The sequence below is a fragment of the Saccharothrix longispora genome (assembly GCF_030852425.1).
Classification (GTDB): Bacteria; Actinomycetota; Actinomycetes; order Mycobacteriales; family Pseudonocardiaceae; genus Actinosynnema; species Actinosynnema longispora.
Genome location: NZ_NSDM01000002.1, coordinates 108,713 through 125,180, shown reverse-complemented (window position 1 = coordinate 125,180; position 16,468 = coordinate 108,713). Strand labels below are relative to the sequence as shown.

The following is a 16,468-nucleotide window of genomic DNA, read 5'->3' as shown; positions in this document are numbered from 1 at the left end:
CCACTCGCCGGACCCCGGGGCACGCCCTCGGGGTCCGCGCACGTCTCGGGTCAGGCGCGGGAGGCGGCGACGAGCGCGGCGATGCCGTCCAGGACGCGGTCCAGGCCGAAGTCCACCGCCGTGGCCGCCGGGAACCCGCCCCGGTCGACCAGCGCGGCGAGGTGGGGGTAGCCGCGCTCGGCCAGCAGCGGCCGGAGGAACGCGCGGACGTCGGCCGCCCGCCCGGTGGCGTCTGCGTCGGTGGGATCTGGGTCGGTGGCGTCGGGGTCGGTGCGGGCGCGCAGGTGTTCGGCCGTCGTGCGGGTGACGTCGGCGACCAGCGTGGCGCAGCCCAGCGCCTCCGCGCCCGACACCCCGGCGGTGGCGAGCACGGCCAGCAGCCGCTCGGTCCAGGCGAGCCGGTGCGGCGTCACCGGCCCGCCGCGGAACGGGACGTCCAGCAGCCACGGCCGGGCCCGGTAGCGGTCGAGTGCCGCGTGCGCCCAGGCGCGGACGGCGGCACGCCAGTCGGGGGCGTCGTCCCCGACTGGCGGGGGTGGTCCGAACCCGGCGTCCGCCAGGAGGACCAGCAGCTCGTCCTTCGAGTCGACGTAGCGGTACAGCGCGTTGGTGGTCAACCCGAGCGCGGCCGCGATGTTGGGCAGCGACGCGGCGGCGAGCCCTTCGGCGTCGGCCAGTTCCACGGCGGCGGCGACGACCTGCGCCACGGTGTGGGCCGGCTTCGGGCCGCGGCGGGGTCGCGGCGCGGCGGCCCACGCCGGCACCAGCCCGGGCGGCAGGCCGGGGGACGGGTCGGGACGCGCGCGCGGTTCGTGGTCGGTCGGCATCTATCGCTCCGCTGGGTCGTTCAGTAAACTGTGCAAGTCTTGCACTGATCGAGGTTGGGGGCGAGCGGCGTGGGTGAGACCAACCGGTTCCGGCTCGGGCGGGTCACCGAACTCGACCGTCACCTGGCCGCGACCGAGATCGAGTACGCCCGCGCCCGGGGCGAGTGCGGCGACGAGGAGGCCGCCCGCCGGCTCGCGCACGCCAGCGTCGCGACCACGCACGCCGCGCTGCGGGTCGCGGTCGCCGGACGGGCCGACGCCGCCGTGCTGCCGATGGTGGAGGCCGCCCCGCGCGTCGCCGGCGCCGTGTGGGCGTCCGTCGGTGCCGTCAACGTCGTCATCTGGCTGCTCATCGGCGCGATCAGCGGGCAGTGGGACCCGACGTGGCTGTTCTGGGTGCTGCTCGCCGGCGCGGTCCTGGTCGGCGGCATCTGGGGTGTCCGCTACTGGGACCGCCGCATCCGCGCGGCGGTGCACGGCACCCCGTGAACCCCTGCTACCCCAACGGGTGAAAGCAGGCCCGGAGTAGGGGGGTGGCTTCCCGGGGCGTGGCGATTCCGCTAATCTGTGTGTGCTTTACACAGTTAATTAGCCGCTCCACGAGCCGATATTTGGGGGGCCTCATGCCGGAGAGCTCAGGGGAGACCCGGTCGTTACGGGGAAGAATCCGGGGTTTCCTCACCATCGCCTGGGTGGTGATCAGCGGTGTCCAGTTCACGATCTGGCTGCTGATGAGCCTGATCAGCACGTCGTTCAAGACACCCTTCTGGCTGTGGACGGTCGGTCTCGGCGGCGGCGCGCTGCTGCTGTGGTGGTTCCTCGACCCGGCCCGGCGCGACCGGGAACGAACGGAGTGAACGACGTGCCCACGATGGCTTCCGTCGAGTCCCCGGTCCGGCTGGACTCGGTGCACAAGACCTACGGCTCCGGTGAGAGCGCGGTGGAGGCGCTGTCCGGCGTCTCCTTCGGCTTCCCCGCGGGCAGCTTCACCGCGGTGATGGGCCCGTCGGGGTCCGGCAAGAGCACCCTGCTGCACTGCGCGGCGGGCCTCGACGAGCCGACCTCCGGCCGCGTCACACTGGTGGGCACCGACCTGAAGGGCAAGAGCGAGACCACGCTGACGGAGCTGCGGCGCGAGCACGTCGCCTTCATCTTCCAGTCCTTCAACCTGATGCCCGCGCTGAACGTCGAGCAGAACGTCACCCTGCCGATGCTGCTGGCCGGCCGCGAGCCGGACCGCGCGTGGGTGGACCAGGTGATCGCGCGCGTCGGGCTGTCGCAGCGCGTGAAGCACCGCCCCGGCGAGCTGTCGGGCGGTCAGCAGCAGCGCGTCGCGATCGCCCGCGCGCTCGCCGCCCGGCCCACCGTGGTGTTCGCCGACGAACCGACCGGCGCGCTCGACACGAACACCGCGCTGGAAGTGCTGAACCTGATGCGCGAGCTGGTGGCCGCGGGCCAGACCATCGTCATGGTCACCCACGACCCGGTGGCGGCCTCCTTCGCGGACAACGTGCTGTTCCTGGTGGACGGCCGGATCGTCATGCAGCTGGCCGACCCGGGCGTGGAGGCGGTCGCGTCGACCCTGGCGAAGCTCGGCGCCCAGGCCAAGCGGGCACGGGGACAGCGGTGAACTCGCGGCGGGTGGTGCTCGACCTCGCCCTGTCGAGCCTGCGGTTCCGCGCCGCCGCGTCGCTCGCGTCGTTCGTCGCGATCCTGATCGGCTGCGGGCTGCTGATCGCCTGCGCGGGGCTGTTCGAGACGGCCATCGTGCTGGAGGCCAAGCCGCAGCGGCTCGCGGCGGCGCCGGTCGTGGTCGGCGGGTCGTCCGGGTTCAAGCTGCCCGACGAGGAGTCGGAGGTCGTCCCCTACGCCGAGCGCGCCAGGCTGGGCGAGGACCAGGTCGACAGGATCGACGACGTGCCGGGCGTGCGGAGCGCGGTGCCGGACGTCTCGTTCCCCGCCGTGCTGCTGAGCGACGGCACGCCGCAGGTGCCCGACACGTCCGTCCTCTCCGGACACGGCTGGGAGTCCGCCGCCCTCGGCGGCTACCGGGTGCGCGACGGCGGCGAGCCCGGGTCGGCCGGTCAGGTCGTGCTCGACTCGACCACGGCGGAGGCGGCCGGCATCGACGTCGGCTCCGACGTCGAGCTGGTGGTGAGTGGGCAGAAGCAGTCCTTCGCCGTCAGCGGGATCGCCGAGCCGGCCGAGGACGTGCGCGCGTCCGCGTTCTTCTTCTCGCGGTCCGACGTGGAGCGCTTCGGCACCCACCCGGACGGCGTCGACCTCGTCGGCGTCTTCCCGGACGACGGCGTGGACGTCGACGAACTGGCCGCGCGCATCGCGGAGCAGGTGCCGGGCACCAGCGTGCTGACCGGGGACGACCGCGGTTCGGCCGAGTTCCACGGCGTGGACGGCAGCCGGCTGCCGCTGATCCTGCTGGCCGCGGTGTTCGGCGGCATGGTGCTGGTGGTCATGGCGCTGGTCGTCTCCGCGACGATCAGCCTCACCGTGCGGCAGCGGCAGCAGGAGCTGGCGCTGCTGCGGGCCACCGGCGCGACCCCGAAGCAGGCGCACCGGATGGTGCTGTTCGAGACCATGGCCGTCGGCGCGCTCGCCGCCCTGGGCGGCGTGTTCCTCGGCTTCGTGCTCGGCAACATCATCTTCGGCATCAGCTCGGCGATCGGCATCGTCCCCGAGGAGCTGGTCTTCCGGCAGGGCGTCATCGCGTTCGCCGCCGGTGTGCTGGCCACCCTCGCGATCACCTTCGCGGCCGCGTGGTTCAGCTCGCTGGCCGCGTCGCGGACCCGGCCGATCCAGGCGCTGGCCGAGGCGGCGATCCCGAGCGTCGCGGTGAACCCGCTGCGCCGCACGGGCGCGCTGGTGTTCGCCGCGGCCACGGTCGTGCTCGCCGCCACGACGGTGTTCATGCCGGCCGACACGGCGGCGGCCATCGGTGGCCCGGCGGTGCTCACCGGCGCCATCGCGGTGGCGCTGATCGGCCCGGAGATCATGGTGTTCGCGGTCGACCGCTACGGCCCGTTCATCCGGCGGTTCGCCGGCAGCGAGGCCACCCTCGCCGTGATCAACTCGCGGGCCCGGGCGGTGGCGTTCGCCGCGGTGCTCACGCCGATCACGCTCGCCACCGCGGTCTCGCTCGGCAACGTGTACTCGATGACCACCTCCCAGTCGGCCCAGCTGGCGGCCTACGCCGGCCAGCTGCGGGCCGACGCGGTGATCGCCACGGACACCGGGGGCATCGCGTCGGAGGCGCTGGAGCGCATCCGGAGCACGCCGGGGGTGGGCGCCGCGTCGCCGCTCGTCACCAGCTCCGGCTGGATCGAGCAGCCCTATGACGGCAACGGCAGCGACCCGCTGCGCCTCCTCGGCATCGCCCGGGAGGAACAGGGCGGCACGGTGCTCGCCACCGAGGTCACCCAGGGGTCGCTCAAGGACCTCGACGACGACGCGGTCGCGCTGCCCGAGGACGTGGCCGACGACCTGGGGCTCGCCCTGGGCAACCGGATCACCATGCGGCTCGGCGACGGCGCGCAGGCGGAGGTGGAGGTCGTCGCGCTGCTCGACAGCCCGTCGAGCTACGCGAGCATGGTGCTGTCGGCCGACCTGCTCACGGAGCACAGCAGCAGCGGCCTGCCCGGCCAGGTGCTGGTGGTGGCGGGCGCCGACCAGGACCCGGACGACCTGGTCACCGCGCTGGAGGACCGGGTGAAGGACTGGCCGGGCCTCACCGTCGACGACGACGGCGCCCTGATCCGGAACTTCCAGGCCGGCGCGGACGTCGAAGCGATGATCAACTACCTGCTCGCCGTGCTCGCGATCGCCTACGCGGCGATCGCGGCGGTGAACACCCTCGCGGTGGCCGTGCTGGCCCGCCGCCGGGAGTTCGGCGCGCAACGGCTCGCGGGCGCGAACCGCGACCAGGTGCGCCGGATGCTGTTCATCGAGGGCGGCACCGTCGCGGTGGTCGGCCTGGTCCTCGGGATCGCCATCTCGCTGTTCACCGTGCTGCCGATGGCGCTCACCACCGGCCAGATCCTCCCGTCCGGGCCGATCTGGGTGTTCCTCGCCGTGGTGCTCGCGGTGTTCCTGATCGTCTGGCCGGTCACCGCGCTGTCCGCGCGGCTCGCCATGCGCAGCAGTCCGATCGAAGCGGTGACCCTGCCGGGGCAGTGACCTCCCGACCCGGTTCCCACTGGAGCCGGGGAAGGGGTGCCGAACGGCACCGGCAAGGATTTCTAGGGGTACGCGGGCCACTTCCGGGTGATTAGTCTCGAATTCGACTGATCCGCCCGGGGGTGGCCCCGTTTCCTTTTGTGGAGTGGTTCCCATGCGCGTACTCCTGGCCGCTCCGTCGTCGGCCGCCCGGCTGCACAACCTCGTTCCCCTGGCGTGGGCGCTGCGGACCGCCGGTCACGACGTGAAGATCGCCGGCCGGCCGTCGTTCGTCGACGAGGTCCTCCGCACCGGCTGCGTGGCGGTGGACTTGGAGGACGGGGACGGGACCCCGCTCGCCGAGTCCGCGGCCCTCGTCGCGTTCGCCGAGCTGTGGCGGCCGGACGTCGTCGTCTCGGACGGCCTGGCGCCGGCGGGGGTGACCGCCGCCCGCGCCGTGTCGGCCCGCGCGGTGCGGCTGCTCGGCGCACTGGACGAACCGGGCGCGGCCGGTGCGGACCCCTCCGGCACGGACGCGTTCGACGCCGACGTCACGTTCGACGCCGTGCCGCCGTCGCTGCGGCCCGCCGGCGCGGACACCCGCCCGATCCGGCACGTGCCGTACTTCGGCCCGGTCGAGGTGCCGGGCTGGCTGCGCCGCACGGCGCGACGCGACCGCGTCCTGCTCTCGCTCGCCGACCCCGCCTCGCTCGGACCGGTCTTCGAGGCCGTCACCGGCCTGGGCGTCGAACTGCTGTGCGCCACCGACCCCGGGCGCGTCCCGGCCGGGGTCACCGTGCCGGTGAACGTCAAGCTCGTCGACTCGGCCCCGCCCGCGGCGCTGCTGCGCACGTGCGTCGCGCTCGTCCACGACGGCGACGCGGCCCTCGCGCTGGCCGCGGCGGCCCACGGCCTGCCCCAGCTCTGCCTCACCGGGTCGGACCTCGCGGCCCGGGTGGCCGACACCGGAGCCGGCGTGGTCGGCCCCGCGGACCGGATCGGCGCCGTGCTGACCGACGACGGGCTGCGCGCCCGCGCGGCCGCGCTCCGGGACGAGATCGCCGCCCTCCCCGCACCGCGCGCCGTGGTGGCCGAACTGACCCGGTGACCGGGTGCGCCCGGTAGGGGGCGGGCCGCGCGGGCCCGTCCCGCGCCGGGGAACCCCATTGTGGGGCCGCGCGGCCCCGTTAGGGGTACGGCGCACCCCCGATGCGTGGGTAGCGTTTTCCGCGTGGCACGTTCCACCCCTTTTCTCGGTTAGGTGGGTCGATTACGTGAGTACCGAAAACTGCGCCGGCAGGAATTGCCGGCCGGCCATTTCCCGGCTCGCCGCCGGAACGGGGGCGACGACGTGACCACCGAGAACGAGCAGAAGCTGCTCGACTACCTCAAGCGCGCCACCACGGACCTCCGCGAGGCCAAGCGCGCCCTGCGGGAGACGCGGGAGCGCGACGTCGAGCCGATCGCGATCGTCGGCATGTCCTGCCGCTACCCCGGCGGGGTCGCCTCGCCCGAGGACCTGTGGGACCTCGTGGCCACCGGCACCGACGCGGTCGGCGGCTTCCCGACCGACCGGGGCTGGGACCTCGGCGGCCTCTACGACCCGACGGGCGAGCGCCCCGGCACCACGAACACCCGCGAGGCGGGGTTCCTGCACGACGCCGCCGAGTTCGACGCGGAGTTCTTCGGCATCTCGCCGCGCGAGGCGCTCGCGATGGACGCCCAGCAGCGGCTGCTGCTGGAGGTCTCCTGGACGGCGCTGGAGCGCGCGGGCATCGTGCCGGAGACCCTGCGCGGCAGCAGCACCGGCGTGTTCGCCGGGGTGATGTACCACGACTACGCCGGGCACGCCGCCGCCGGCAGCGTCGTCTCCGGCCGGGTCGCCTACGCGCTCGGGCTGGAGGGCCCGGCGGTGTCGGTGGACACGGCGTGCTCGTCCTCGCTGGTCGCCCTGCACTGGGCGGCGCAGGCGCTGCGGCGCGGCGACTGCTCCCTGGCGCTGGTCGGCGGCGTGACGGTGATGGCCACGCCGGACACGTTCGTCTACTTCAGCGAACAGGGCGGCCTGTCCGACGACGGCCGCTGCAAGGCGTTCGCCGCCGCCGCCGACGGCACGGGCTGGGGCGAGGGCGTCGGGGTGCTCGTGGTGGAACGCCTGTCCGACGCCCGGCGGCTCGGCCACGACGTGCTCGCGGTCGTGCGGGGCAGCGCGGTCAACTCCGACGGCGCGTCGAGCGGGCTCACCGTGCCCAACGGCCCGGCGCAGCAGCGCGTGATCCGCCGGGCCCTGGAGTCCGCCGGCCTGACCGCGGCCGACGTCGACCTCGTGGAGGCCCACGGCACGGGCACGAAGCTCGGCGACCCGATCGAGGCGCAGGCGCTGCTGGCGACCTACGGCCGCGACCGCGACGAGCCGCTGTGGCTCGGGTCGCTCAAGTCCAACATCGGCCACACCCAGGCCGCCGCCGGGGTCGGCGGCGTGATCAAGGTCGTGCAGGCACTCCGCCACGGCGTGCTGCCCAGGACCCTGCACGTCGACGCGCCGTCGCCGCACGTCGACTGGTCCTCCGGCGCGGTGGAGCTGCTCACCGGGTCCCGCGCCTGGCCCGCCGCGGGACGACCCCGCCGCGCCGCGGTGTCCTCGTTCGGCATCAGCGGCACCAACGCGCACGTGATCGTCGAGCAGGCCGACCCCGGGCCGGCGGATTCGGTGCCGGCGGACCCGCCGGCGCTCCCGGTGTTCGCCTGGCCGCTGTCGGCCGACGCCGCGGACGCGGTGGCCGCCCAGGCCCGGCGGCTCGCGGCCCGGGTCGACGCCGAGCACGCCCCGGCGGACGTCGGGCTGTCGCTCGCCACGACCCGCTCGGCGCTCGACCACCGGGCCGTCGTCGTCGGCGCCGACCGCGGCGAACTGCTCGCCGGCCTCGCCGCGCTCGCCGACGGCGCCGACGCGCCCGGTGTGGTGCGCGACCGCGCGGGCGGCGGCCGGACCGCGTTCCTCTTCACCGGCCAGGGCGCCCAGCGCGCCGGCATGGGCGCGGAGCTGGCCCGGCGGTACCCGGTGTACGCCGAGGCGCTCGACGCCGCGTGCGCCGCGCTCGACCCGCACCTGGACCGTCCACTGCGGACGGTGCTCGACGACGAGGACGCGCTGGCGCGCACCGGGGCCGCCCAGCCGGCCCTGTTCGCCGTCGAGGTCGCCCTGTACCGCCTGCTGGAGTCGTGGGGCGTGCGACCGGACCACCTGCTGGGGCACTCGATCGGCGAGCTGGTCGCGGCGCACGTCGCCGGCATCCTCACCCTCGACGACGCCGCCGCGCTGGTCGCCGCCCGCGCGAAGCTGATGGAGGCCCTGCCCGAGGGCGGCGTGATGATCGCGCTCCGCGCCACCGAGGCCGAGGTGACCCCCCTGCTCACCGACGACGTGGGCATCGCCGCGATCAACGGCCCCGACTCGGTGGTGGTCTCGGGCACCGAGGCCGCCGCGCGGGCGGTGGCCGCCGCGTTCCCCGACCGCAAGGCCACCGGGCTGCGGGTGTCGCACGCCTTCCACTCGCCGCTCGTGGAACCCATGCTCGCCGAGTTCTCCGCCGTCGCGAAGGGGCTCGCCTACTCCGCGCCCGCCATCCCGGTGGTCTCGACGGTGGCCGAGGGCGCCGACCTCACCTCGCCCGAGTACTGGGTGCGCCAGGTCCGCGCGACCGTCCGGTTCCACGACGGCCTGCGCGTGCTGGCCGACGAGGGCGTCCGCACGTTCGTCGAGGTGGGGCCGAACGCGGTGCTCACCGCCGCCGGGCAGGCCGCGCTGGACGACGACGCGCTCGCGTTCGTCCCCGCCCAGCGCGGTGACCGGGGACAGGCCCGCGCCGCCGTGACCGCGCTCGCGACCCTGCACGCCCGGGGGGTGCCGGTGGACTGGCCCGCGTTCTACGCCGGCGCACGCCGGGTCGCGCTGCCCACCTACGCCTTCCGCCGCACCCGCTACTGGCTGCCCGCCACGACGCCGACCGGCGACCCCGCCGACCACGGCCAGTCGCCCGCCGGGCACCCGGTGCTCACCGCCGTCGTGCGCGTCCCGGAGACCGACGCCCTGGTGCTCACCGGGCGGCTGTCCGCCGGGACGGTGCCGTGGCTGGCCGACCACGTGGTGCTCGGCACGGTCCTGCTGCCCGGCACGGCGTTCGTGGAACTGGTGCAGCGCGCCGCCGACGAGGCCGGCGCCGCCCGCATCGAGGAGCTGACGCTCGAAGCGCCGCTCGCCCTGGCCCCCGACGCGGGCGCCGCGATCCAGGTCCTGGTCGACGCCGCCGACGAGGACGGCCGCCGCCGCGTCACCGTCCACTCCCGACCCGACGGCGCGGACGCGTGGACCCGGCACGCCGGCGGGTTCGTGGCGCCCGAGGCGGACCCGCCGTCGTTCGACCTCGCCGAGTGGCCGCCCCCGGGCGCCGTCGAGGTCGGGCTGACCGACCCGTACGCGCTGCTCGGCGAACTCGGCTACGACTACGGCCCGGCGTTCCGGGGCCTGCGCGCCATGTGGCGGCACGGCGACGACGTGTACGCCGAGGTCGCCCTGCCCGGCGGCGCCGAAGCGCGCGACTACGGCCTGCACCCCGCGCTGCTCGACGCCGCGATGCACGCGCAGCTCCTCGGCCCGGCCCCGGAGGACGGCCCGGAGGACGGTGGGGCCCGGCCGATGCTGCCGTTCGCCTTCACCGGGGTCACCCTGCACGCCGCGGGCGCGTCGGAGCTGCGGGTCCGCGTGTCGCCGACCGGTCCGGACTCGATCTCGCTGCACATCGCCGACGCCACCGGCGGGCCGGTGCTGTCCGTGGACTCCCTGGTTGCCCGCCCGGTCTCGTCGGACGCGCTCGCGCCGAGCCGGGACTCGCTGTTCCGGATCACCTGGGAACCCGCGACCGGCACCGGTGCGACGGGCCCGGTCCGCGTGCTCGACGTGCCCGGTGGGGACGGCCCGGTGCCCGCCGCCGCCCGCGCGGCGGCGCGGCGGGTGCTGACCGCGATCCGGGAGCTGCTCGCCGGGGACGACGACACCCGCCTCGCCGTGGTCACGCGGCGCGCGGTGTCCGTGGCCGGCGAGGGGGTCGACCCGGCGGTCGCGCCGGTGTGGGGCCTGGTGCGCGCGGCCGAGGCCGAGAACCCCGGCCGGTTCGTGCTCGTCGACGCCGGACCGGGGGAGGTCGAGCGGGCGCTGGCCACCGGCGAACCCGAGGTCGCGGTCCGCGACGGCCGGGCCGTCGTGCCCCGGCTGACCCCCGCGCCCGCCTCGACGGGCGAGCCGGACTGGCGGCCCGACGGCACGGTCCTGATCACCGGCGGCACCGGCGGGCTCGGCGCCGTCGTCGCGAAGCACCTCGCGGCGCACCACGGCGTGCGCCGCCTCCTGCTCGTCAGCCGCCGCGGCGCCGACGTGCCCGGCGCGGCCGGGCTGCGCGCGGAACTGACCGCGCTCGGGGCGGACGTCACCATCGCGGCCTGCGACGTCACCGATGCCGCGGCCGTGCGTGCGCTGCTGGCGGGCATCCCCGCCGACGCCCCGCTGACCGCGGTCCTGCACGCCGCGGGCGTCCCGTCCGCCGGCCGCGTCGAGAACCTCACCGACGACGAGCTGGACCGGGTGTTCGCCCCGAAGGTCGACGGCGCGTGGCACCTGCACGAGCTGACCCGCGACCTGGACGCGTTCGTGGTGTTCTCCTCGGCCGCGAGCACGGTCCTCGCCGCCGGGCAGGCCGGGTACGCCGCGGCCAACGCGTTCCTCGACGGCCTGGCCCACCTGCGCCGGGCCCAGGGCCTGCCCGCGACCTCGCTGGCCTGGGGCGCCTGGGCCGAGGACGGCGGCATGACCGGTGAGCTGGACGCGGCCGACCTCCGCCGGCTGAGCCGGCTCGGCACGCCGCCGATGGCCACCGACGAGGCGCTGGCCCTGCTCGACGGCTGCCTCGCCGCCCACGACGCCGTGCTGGCGCCGGTGCGGCTCGACCTCGCCGCCCTGCGGGCCCGGCGCGACGCGCTGCCCCCGACCCTGCGAGGTCTGGTGCGCCCCGCGCCGTCGCCCCGCGCGACCGCCCGCTCCGACGGCGCGGTCGCCGCCCGGCTGGGCGCGCTGCCCGAGACCGAGCGGGAGGCGTACCTGCTCGACGTGGTGTCCGAGCAGGTGGCGGTCGTGCTCGGGTTCGCGTCGGCCGGCTCGGTCGAACCGGGGCGGGCGTTCCAGGAACTGGGGTTCGACTCGCTGACCGCGGTCGAGCTGCGCAACCGGCTCGGCGCCCTGACCGGGCTGAAGCTGACCGCCACCGTCGTGTTCGACCACCCGAACCCGGCCGCGCTGGCCCGGCGCCTGCACGACCTGCTCGGCCCGGGTCGGTCCGCCGCCGAACCGCTGCTCGCCGAGATCGACCGCCTGGAGGCCCGCCTGCGGGCGGCCGGCGGGCTCAACGGCTCGACCGCGAAGGTCACCGCCCGGCTCGACGCGCTGGCGCGCAAGTGGACCGACGCGCACACCGACCACGACGCGCCGGAGGCCGACCTCGGCGCCGCCACCGACGACGAGCTCTTTGCCGTGCTGGACGAGGAGTTGGGCGCATCATGAACGGGAAAGCAATGGGCACCGAGGACAAGCTCCGCGACTACCTCAAGCGCGCGACGGCCGACCTCCAGCAGGCCAGGCGCCGACTGCACGAGCTGGAGACCAGGGACACCGAACCGGTCGCCATCATCGGCATGAGCTGCCGCTACCCCGGGGGCGTCCGCACGCCGGACGACCTGTGGGACCTGGTGGACGAGGGCCGCGACGTGATCGGGGACTTCCCCGCCGACCGGGGCTGGGACGTCGAGGGCATCTACGACCCGACGCCCGAGCGGCCCGGCAAGACCTACACCCGCCACGGCGGGTTCCTCTACGACGCGCCGGGCTTCGACGCCGAGTTCTTCGGCATCAGCCCGCGCGACGCCCGCCGCTCCGACCCGCAGCAGCGCATCCTGCTGGAAGCCTCGTGGGAGGCGATCGAGCGCGCCGGGCTGGACCCCACCTCGCTCAAGGGGAGCCCCACCGGCGTCTACGCCGGCGTCATGTACCACGACTACAGCGACGGCAGCCCCGACGGCAGCCTGGTCAGCGGGCAGGTGTCCTACACGCTCGGCCTGGAGGGGCCGTCCATCTCGGTCGACACCGCGTGCTCGTCGTCGCTGATCGCCCTGCACCTGGCGGCGCAGGCGCTGCGGCGCGGCGACTGCACGCTCGCGCTGGCCGGCGGCGTCGCGGTGATGGGCACCCCGGAGATGTTCGTCGACTTCTGCGCCCGCCGCGGGCTGGCCGCCGACGGGCGCAGCAAGTCGTTCTCCGACGACGCCGACGGCACGTCGTGGGCGGAGGGCGTCGGCGTCCTCGTGCTGGAGCGGCTGTCGGACGCGCGCCGCAACGGGCACCGCGTCCTCGCCCTGCTGCGCGGCTCCGCGGTGAACCAGGACGGCGCGAGCAACGGCTTCTCCGCCCCGAACGGCCCCTCGCAGGTGCGGGTGATCGAGGCGGCGCTGGCCGACGCGGGGCTGTCGCCCGCCGACGTGGACGCGGTCGAGGCGCACGGCACCGGCACCGCGCTCGGCGACCCGATCGAGGCGCAGTCGCTGATCGAGACCTACGGGCGGCGCACCGGCGAGCCGCTGTGGCTGGGGTCGGTCAAGTCGAACATGGGCCACCCCCAGGCCGCCGCCGGCGTCGCCGGGGTGATCAAGATGGTGCAGGCCATCCGCCACGGGAAGCTGCCCCGCACGCTGCACGTCGGCACGCCGTCGACGCACGTGGACTGGACCGCCGGCGCGGTCGAGCTGCTGACCGAGCCGCGCGACTGGCCCGAGGTGGCGCGCCCGCGCCGCGCGGCCGTGTCGTCGTTCGGGGTGAGCGGCACCAACGCGCACGTGATCCTGGAGCAGGCGCCGGACGAGCCCGCCGCCGCGGCGGCCGAGCCGGCGGCGGCCGTGACCCCGCTGGTGCTCTCGGCGAAGACCCCGGCCGCGCTGGCCGACCTCGCCGGGCGGCTGGCCGCGCACGTGACCGCCTCCACCGACCCGCTGCCCGACGTCGCGCGCACCCTCGCCACCGGGCGGGCGCGGTTCGGCCACCGCGCGGTCGTGCTCGCCGAGGACCGGGTGGGCGCCGCCGAGGCCCTGCGCGGGCTGGCCGACGGCGGCGCGCGCCCCGACGTCGTCACCGGCGCCGCCGACGTGCGCGGCAGGACCGCGTTCGTCTTCCCCGGCCAGGGCTCCCAGTGGGCCGGCATGGCGACCGCGCTGCTGGCGGAGTCGTCGGCGTTCGCGCGGCGCATGGCCGAGTGCGACGCGGCGCTGCGGCGGTTCGTGGACTGGTCGGTGGTCGACGTCCTGCGCGGCGAGCCGGGCACCCCGCCCGCGGACCGGGTGGACGTCGTGCAGCCGGTGCTGTGGGCGGTGATGGTCTCGCTGGCCGCGCTGTGGCGCGCGCACGGCGTCCACCCGGACGTGGTGATCGGCCACTCGCAGGGCGAGATCGCCGCCGCGACCGTCGCGGGCACCCTGTCGATCGAGGACGGCGCCCGGGTGGTCGCGCTGCGCAGCAAGGCCATCGGCGACGTCCTCGGCGGGCGCGGCGGCGGGATGCTCGCCGTCGGGCTGTCCGCGACGGACCTGCTCGACCGGCTCGACCCCTGGCAGGGCCGGATCTCGCTGGCCGCCGACAACGGCGCCACGTCGGCGGTGCTGTCCGGCGACGGCGACGCGCTCGACGAGCTGTGCGCGCGGCTGGTCGCCGAGGGCGTGCGCGCCAAGCGGGTGCCGGTCGACTACGCGTCGCACTCCGGGCACGTCGAACACCTCACCGACCGCCTGGCGGTCGACCTGGGCCCGATCCGACCGCGACCGGCGGACGTGCCGATGACCTCCACCGTCACCGGGGAACCGATCACCGGGTCCACGGTGGACGCGACGTACTGGTTCACCAACCTGCGCACGACGGTCCGGTTCGCGCCGGTGGTCGCGAAGCTCGCCGCGGCCGGGTACACCCGGTTCGTCGAGGTGAGCCCGCACCCCGTGCTGGCGATGAGCATCCAGGAGACCCTGGACGAGGGCGGGCACGCGGGCGTCGTGGCCGGCACCCTGCGGCGCGGGGAAGGCGGGCTGACCCGGTTCGCGACCTCGCTGGCCGAGCTGGACGTCCGGGGTGGCACCGCCGACTGGACGGCGTTCGTGCCGGGCGCCCGCACCGTCGAGCTGCCGACCTACCCGTTCCGGCACAAGCGCTTCTGGCGCGAGGACGAGGCCGGGGCGCCGCCCGCGCCGCCCGCGCGGGTGGCCGACCAGGAGTTCTGGCGGGACGTCGTCGACGGCGACGTCGACGCGCTCGCCGCCCGGCTCGGCGTCGGCGCCGCGCCGCTGGCCGAGGTCGTCCCCGCACTGGCCACCTGGCACGAGCGCCGCACCGAGCTGTCCGCCGTGGACTCGTGGCGCTACCGCGTCTCCTGGACGCCCCTGGACGGGGTCCCGACCGGCGGGCTGACCGGCTCCTGGCTGGTCGTCGTGCCGGCCGGCGTGCCCGAGGCCGCGAGGCTGGCCGCCGCCGTCGCCGACCGCGGCGACGTGGTCCGGGTCGTCGTGCCCGCGCCGGCCGAGCGGGCGGCGCTGGCCGCGCTGCTCGGCGAGGCGACGGGGGCCCGGCGGTTCGACGGCGTGCTGTCGCTCCTCGCGCTCGACCCACGCGAGCACCCGGAGGGCCCCGCCCTGAGCACCCCGGTCGCCGCGACCACCGCCCTGCTGCAAGCCCTGGGGGACCGGGACGTCGACGCGCCCGCCTGGGTGGTCACCCGCGGCGCGGTCGCGGTGGACGCCTTCTCCGACGCCGACCCGGCCGCCGCGGCGGTGTGGGGCCTGGGCACGGTCGTCGCCCTCGACCAGCCGGGCACCTGGGGCGGCCTGGTCGACGTCGACGGCCCGGCCGACGCCGACCGCCTGTGCGCGGTGGTGTCCGGTGTCGACGACGAGGACCAGGTCGCGATCCGCTCCTCCGGGGTGTTCGCGCGGCGGATGGCGCGCGCCCCGCTCGCCGGGCCGGCCGCCGAGCCCTGGCGGCCCCGCGGCACGGTCCTGGTCACCGGCGGCACCGGGGCGGTCGGCGGGCACGTCGCCCGCTGGCTGGCCGAACGGGGCGCCGAGCACCTGGTGCTCACCAGCCGCCGGGGCCTCGACGCGCCCGGCGCCCGCGCGCTGGTCGACGACCTGGCCGGCACCCGCGTCACCGTCGTCGCCTGCGACGTCGCCGACGAGCGGGCGCTCCGCGCGCTGCTGGCCGAGCACCGGCCCACCGCCGTGGTGCACGCCGCCGGCGTGCTGACCGCCGAGCCGCCGCTGTCCGACGTCACGCCCGAGGCGTTCGCCGCCGCGACCCGCGCCAAGGTCACCGGCGCCGCGCTGCTGGACGAACTGCTCGGCGACGCCGAGCTGGACGCGTTCGTGCTGATGTCCTCCGGCGCGGCCGTGTGGGGCACCTCCGGTCGCCCCGCCTACGCCGCGGGCAACGCCTACCTCGACGCGCTCGCCCGCCGCCGCCGCGCCGCCGGGCGCACCGCGACCGCGGTCGCCTGGGGTTCCTGGGGCGGCGGCGGCATGGTCGACGCCGAGGCGGGCGACCTGCTGCGGCGCATGGGCCTGGCCGAGATGGCGCCGCGGCTCGCCGTCGAGGCGCTGGGCCAGGCCCTCGACCACGACGAACCCCACCTGGTGGTGGCGGACATCGACTGGGCCGCCTTCGCGCCCGTCTACCAGCTCGCCCGCCCCCGCCCGCTGCTGCGGGCGCTGCCCGAGGTCGCGGACGACCGCACCGCGGCCGACCCGGTGGCGGACGGCGACCTCGGGGCGCGGCTCGCCGGGCTGACCCCGGTCGAGCGGCGGCGGGCGCTGCTGGAGCTGGTGCGCGACCAGGTGGCAGCGGTCGCCGGCTACGACGACGGCGCGGCGGTCGAACCCGCCCGCGCGTTCAAGGAACTGGGCTTCGACTCGGTGACGGCCGTCGACCTGCGCAACCGGCTCGCCGCCGCCACGGGGCTGAAGCTGCCCGCCACCGTCGCGTTCGACCACGTGAACCCGCAGGCGCTGGCCGAGCACCTGGGGACGCGGCTGGGCGACGCCCCGACCGGGGTGCCGCTGGAGGTGGAGCTCGACCGGCTGGAAGCGGTCGCCGCCACGTTGAGCGCCGCGGAGATCGACCGTTCCAGGATCGTCGCCCGCTTGCAGGCGATGGTGACCACGTTGCACAAGGCCCTGGCCGGCGCCGGTCCCGCGGCGGGTGACGACCTGCGGACCGCGACCACGGACGAGTTGTTCGCGTTCATCGACAACGAGCTCGGCGCCTGACCGCGCACCCGCCCACCCGCAGGACCACGGAGCGACAAGAGGTTCCCCACGATGACTGACGAAAGCAAGCTGGT

The 16,468-nt window shown here is 76.1% G+C and carries 8 protein-coding genes; 7 read left to right on the top strand and 1 reads right to left on the bottom strand.

Annotation, left to right across the window (positions count from 1 at the left end):
* Positions 1-50: 50 nt before the first annotated feature.
* Positions 51-827, bottom strand: coding sequence for a TetR/AcrR family transcriptional regulator (locus CKY47_RS06080; RefSeq protein WP_306744653.1), 777 nt, complete (start codon positions 825-827; stop codon positions 51-53).
* A gap of 69 nt (positions 828-896) precedes the next feature.
* Between CKY47_RS06080 and CKY47_RS06075 the strand changes: the two genes are divergently transcribed.
* The 7 genes from CKY47_RS06075 to CKY47_RS06045 all read left to right on the top strand — a co-directional run bounded on the left by CKY47_RS06075 (position 897) and on the right by CKY47_RS06045 (position 16,394).
* Entirely contained in the window at positions 897-1,316 is a 420-nt protein-coding gene (locus CKY47_RS06075; protein ID WP_306744652.1) for a hypothetical protein, read from the top strand.
* Positions 1,317-1,519: 203 nt separating this feature from the next.
* Positions 1,520-1,684, top strand: a complete 165-nt coding sequence (locus CKY47_RS06070) for a hypothetical protein (RefSeq protein WP_306744651.1) — start codon at positions 1,520-1,522, stop codon at positions 1,682-1,684.
* Positions 1,685-1,698: 14 nt separating this feature from the next.
* Positions 1,699-2,457 (top strand): ABC transporter ATP-binding protein, encoded by a 759-nt coding sequence (locus CKY47_RS06065; RefSeq protein WP_306744650.1) that lies wholly within the window; start codon positions 1,699-1,701, stop codon positions 2,455-2,457.
* Positions 2,454-5,018 carry an ABC transporter permease gene (locus tag CKY47_RS06060; protein WP_306744649.1) on the top strand — a complete coding sequence of 855 codons (2,565 nt, stop codon included), beginning with the start codon at positions 2,454-2,456 and terminating at the stop codon, positions 5,016-5,018. Before CKY47_RS06065 ends, CKY47_RS06060 begins: the two co-directional genes overlap by 4 nt.
* Positions 5,019-5,172: 154 nt before the next feature.
* On the top strand, positions 5,173-6,105 hold the full coding sequence (locus tag CKY47_RS06055; protein ID WP_306744648.1) for a nucleotide disphospho-sugar-binding domain-containing protein: 933 nt from the start codon (positions 5,173-5,175) through the stop codon (positions 6,103-6,105).
* Between the two features lie 195 nt (positions 6,106-6,300).
* Positions 6,301-11,607 (top strand): SDR family NAD(P)-dependent oxidoreductase, encoded by a 5,307-nt coding sequence (locus tag CKY47_RS06050; protein WP_371320628.1) that lies wholly within the window; start codon positions 6,301-6,303, stop codon positions 11,605-11,607.
* Positions 11,601-16,394, top strand: coding sequence for a type I polyketide synthase (locus CKY47_RS06045; RefSeq protein ID WP_442638264.1), 4,794 nt, complete (start codon positions 11,601-11,603; stop codon positions 16,392-16,394). The genes CKY47_RS06050 and CKY47_RS06045 overlap by 7 nt, the downstream gene beginning before the upstream one ends.
* The last annotated feature ends 74 nt before the right edge of the window (positions 16,395-16,468 follow it).

What these genes read in the sequence shown, in the direction of transcription:
- CKY47_RS06080 (WP_306744653.1), bottom strand. Translation starts at nt 827, where the DNA reads ATGCCGACCGACCACGAACCGCGCGCGCGTCCCGACCCGTCCCCCGGC.
- CKY47_RS06065 (WP_306744650.1), top strand. Translation starts at nt 1,699, where the DNA reads ATGGCTTCCGTCGAGTCCCCGGTCCGGCTGGACTCGGTGCACAAGACC.
- CKY47_RS06055 (WP_306744648.1), top strand. Translation starts at nt 5,173, where the DNA reads ATGCGCGTACTCCTGGCCGCTCCGTCGTCGGCCGCCCGGCTGCACAAC.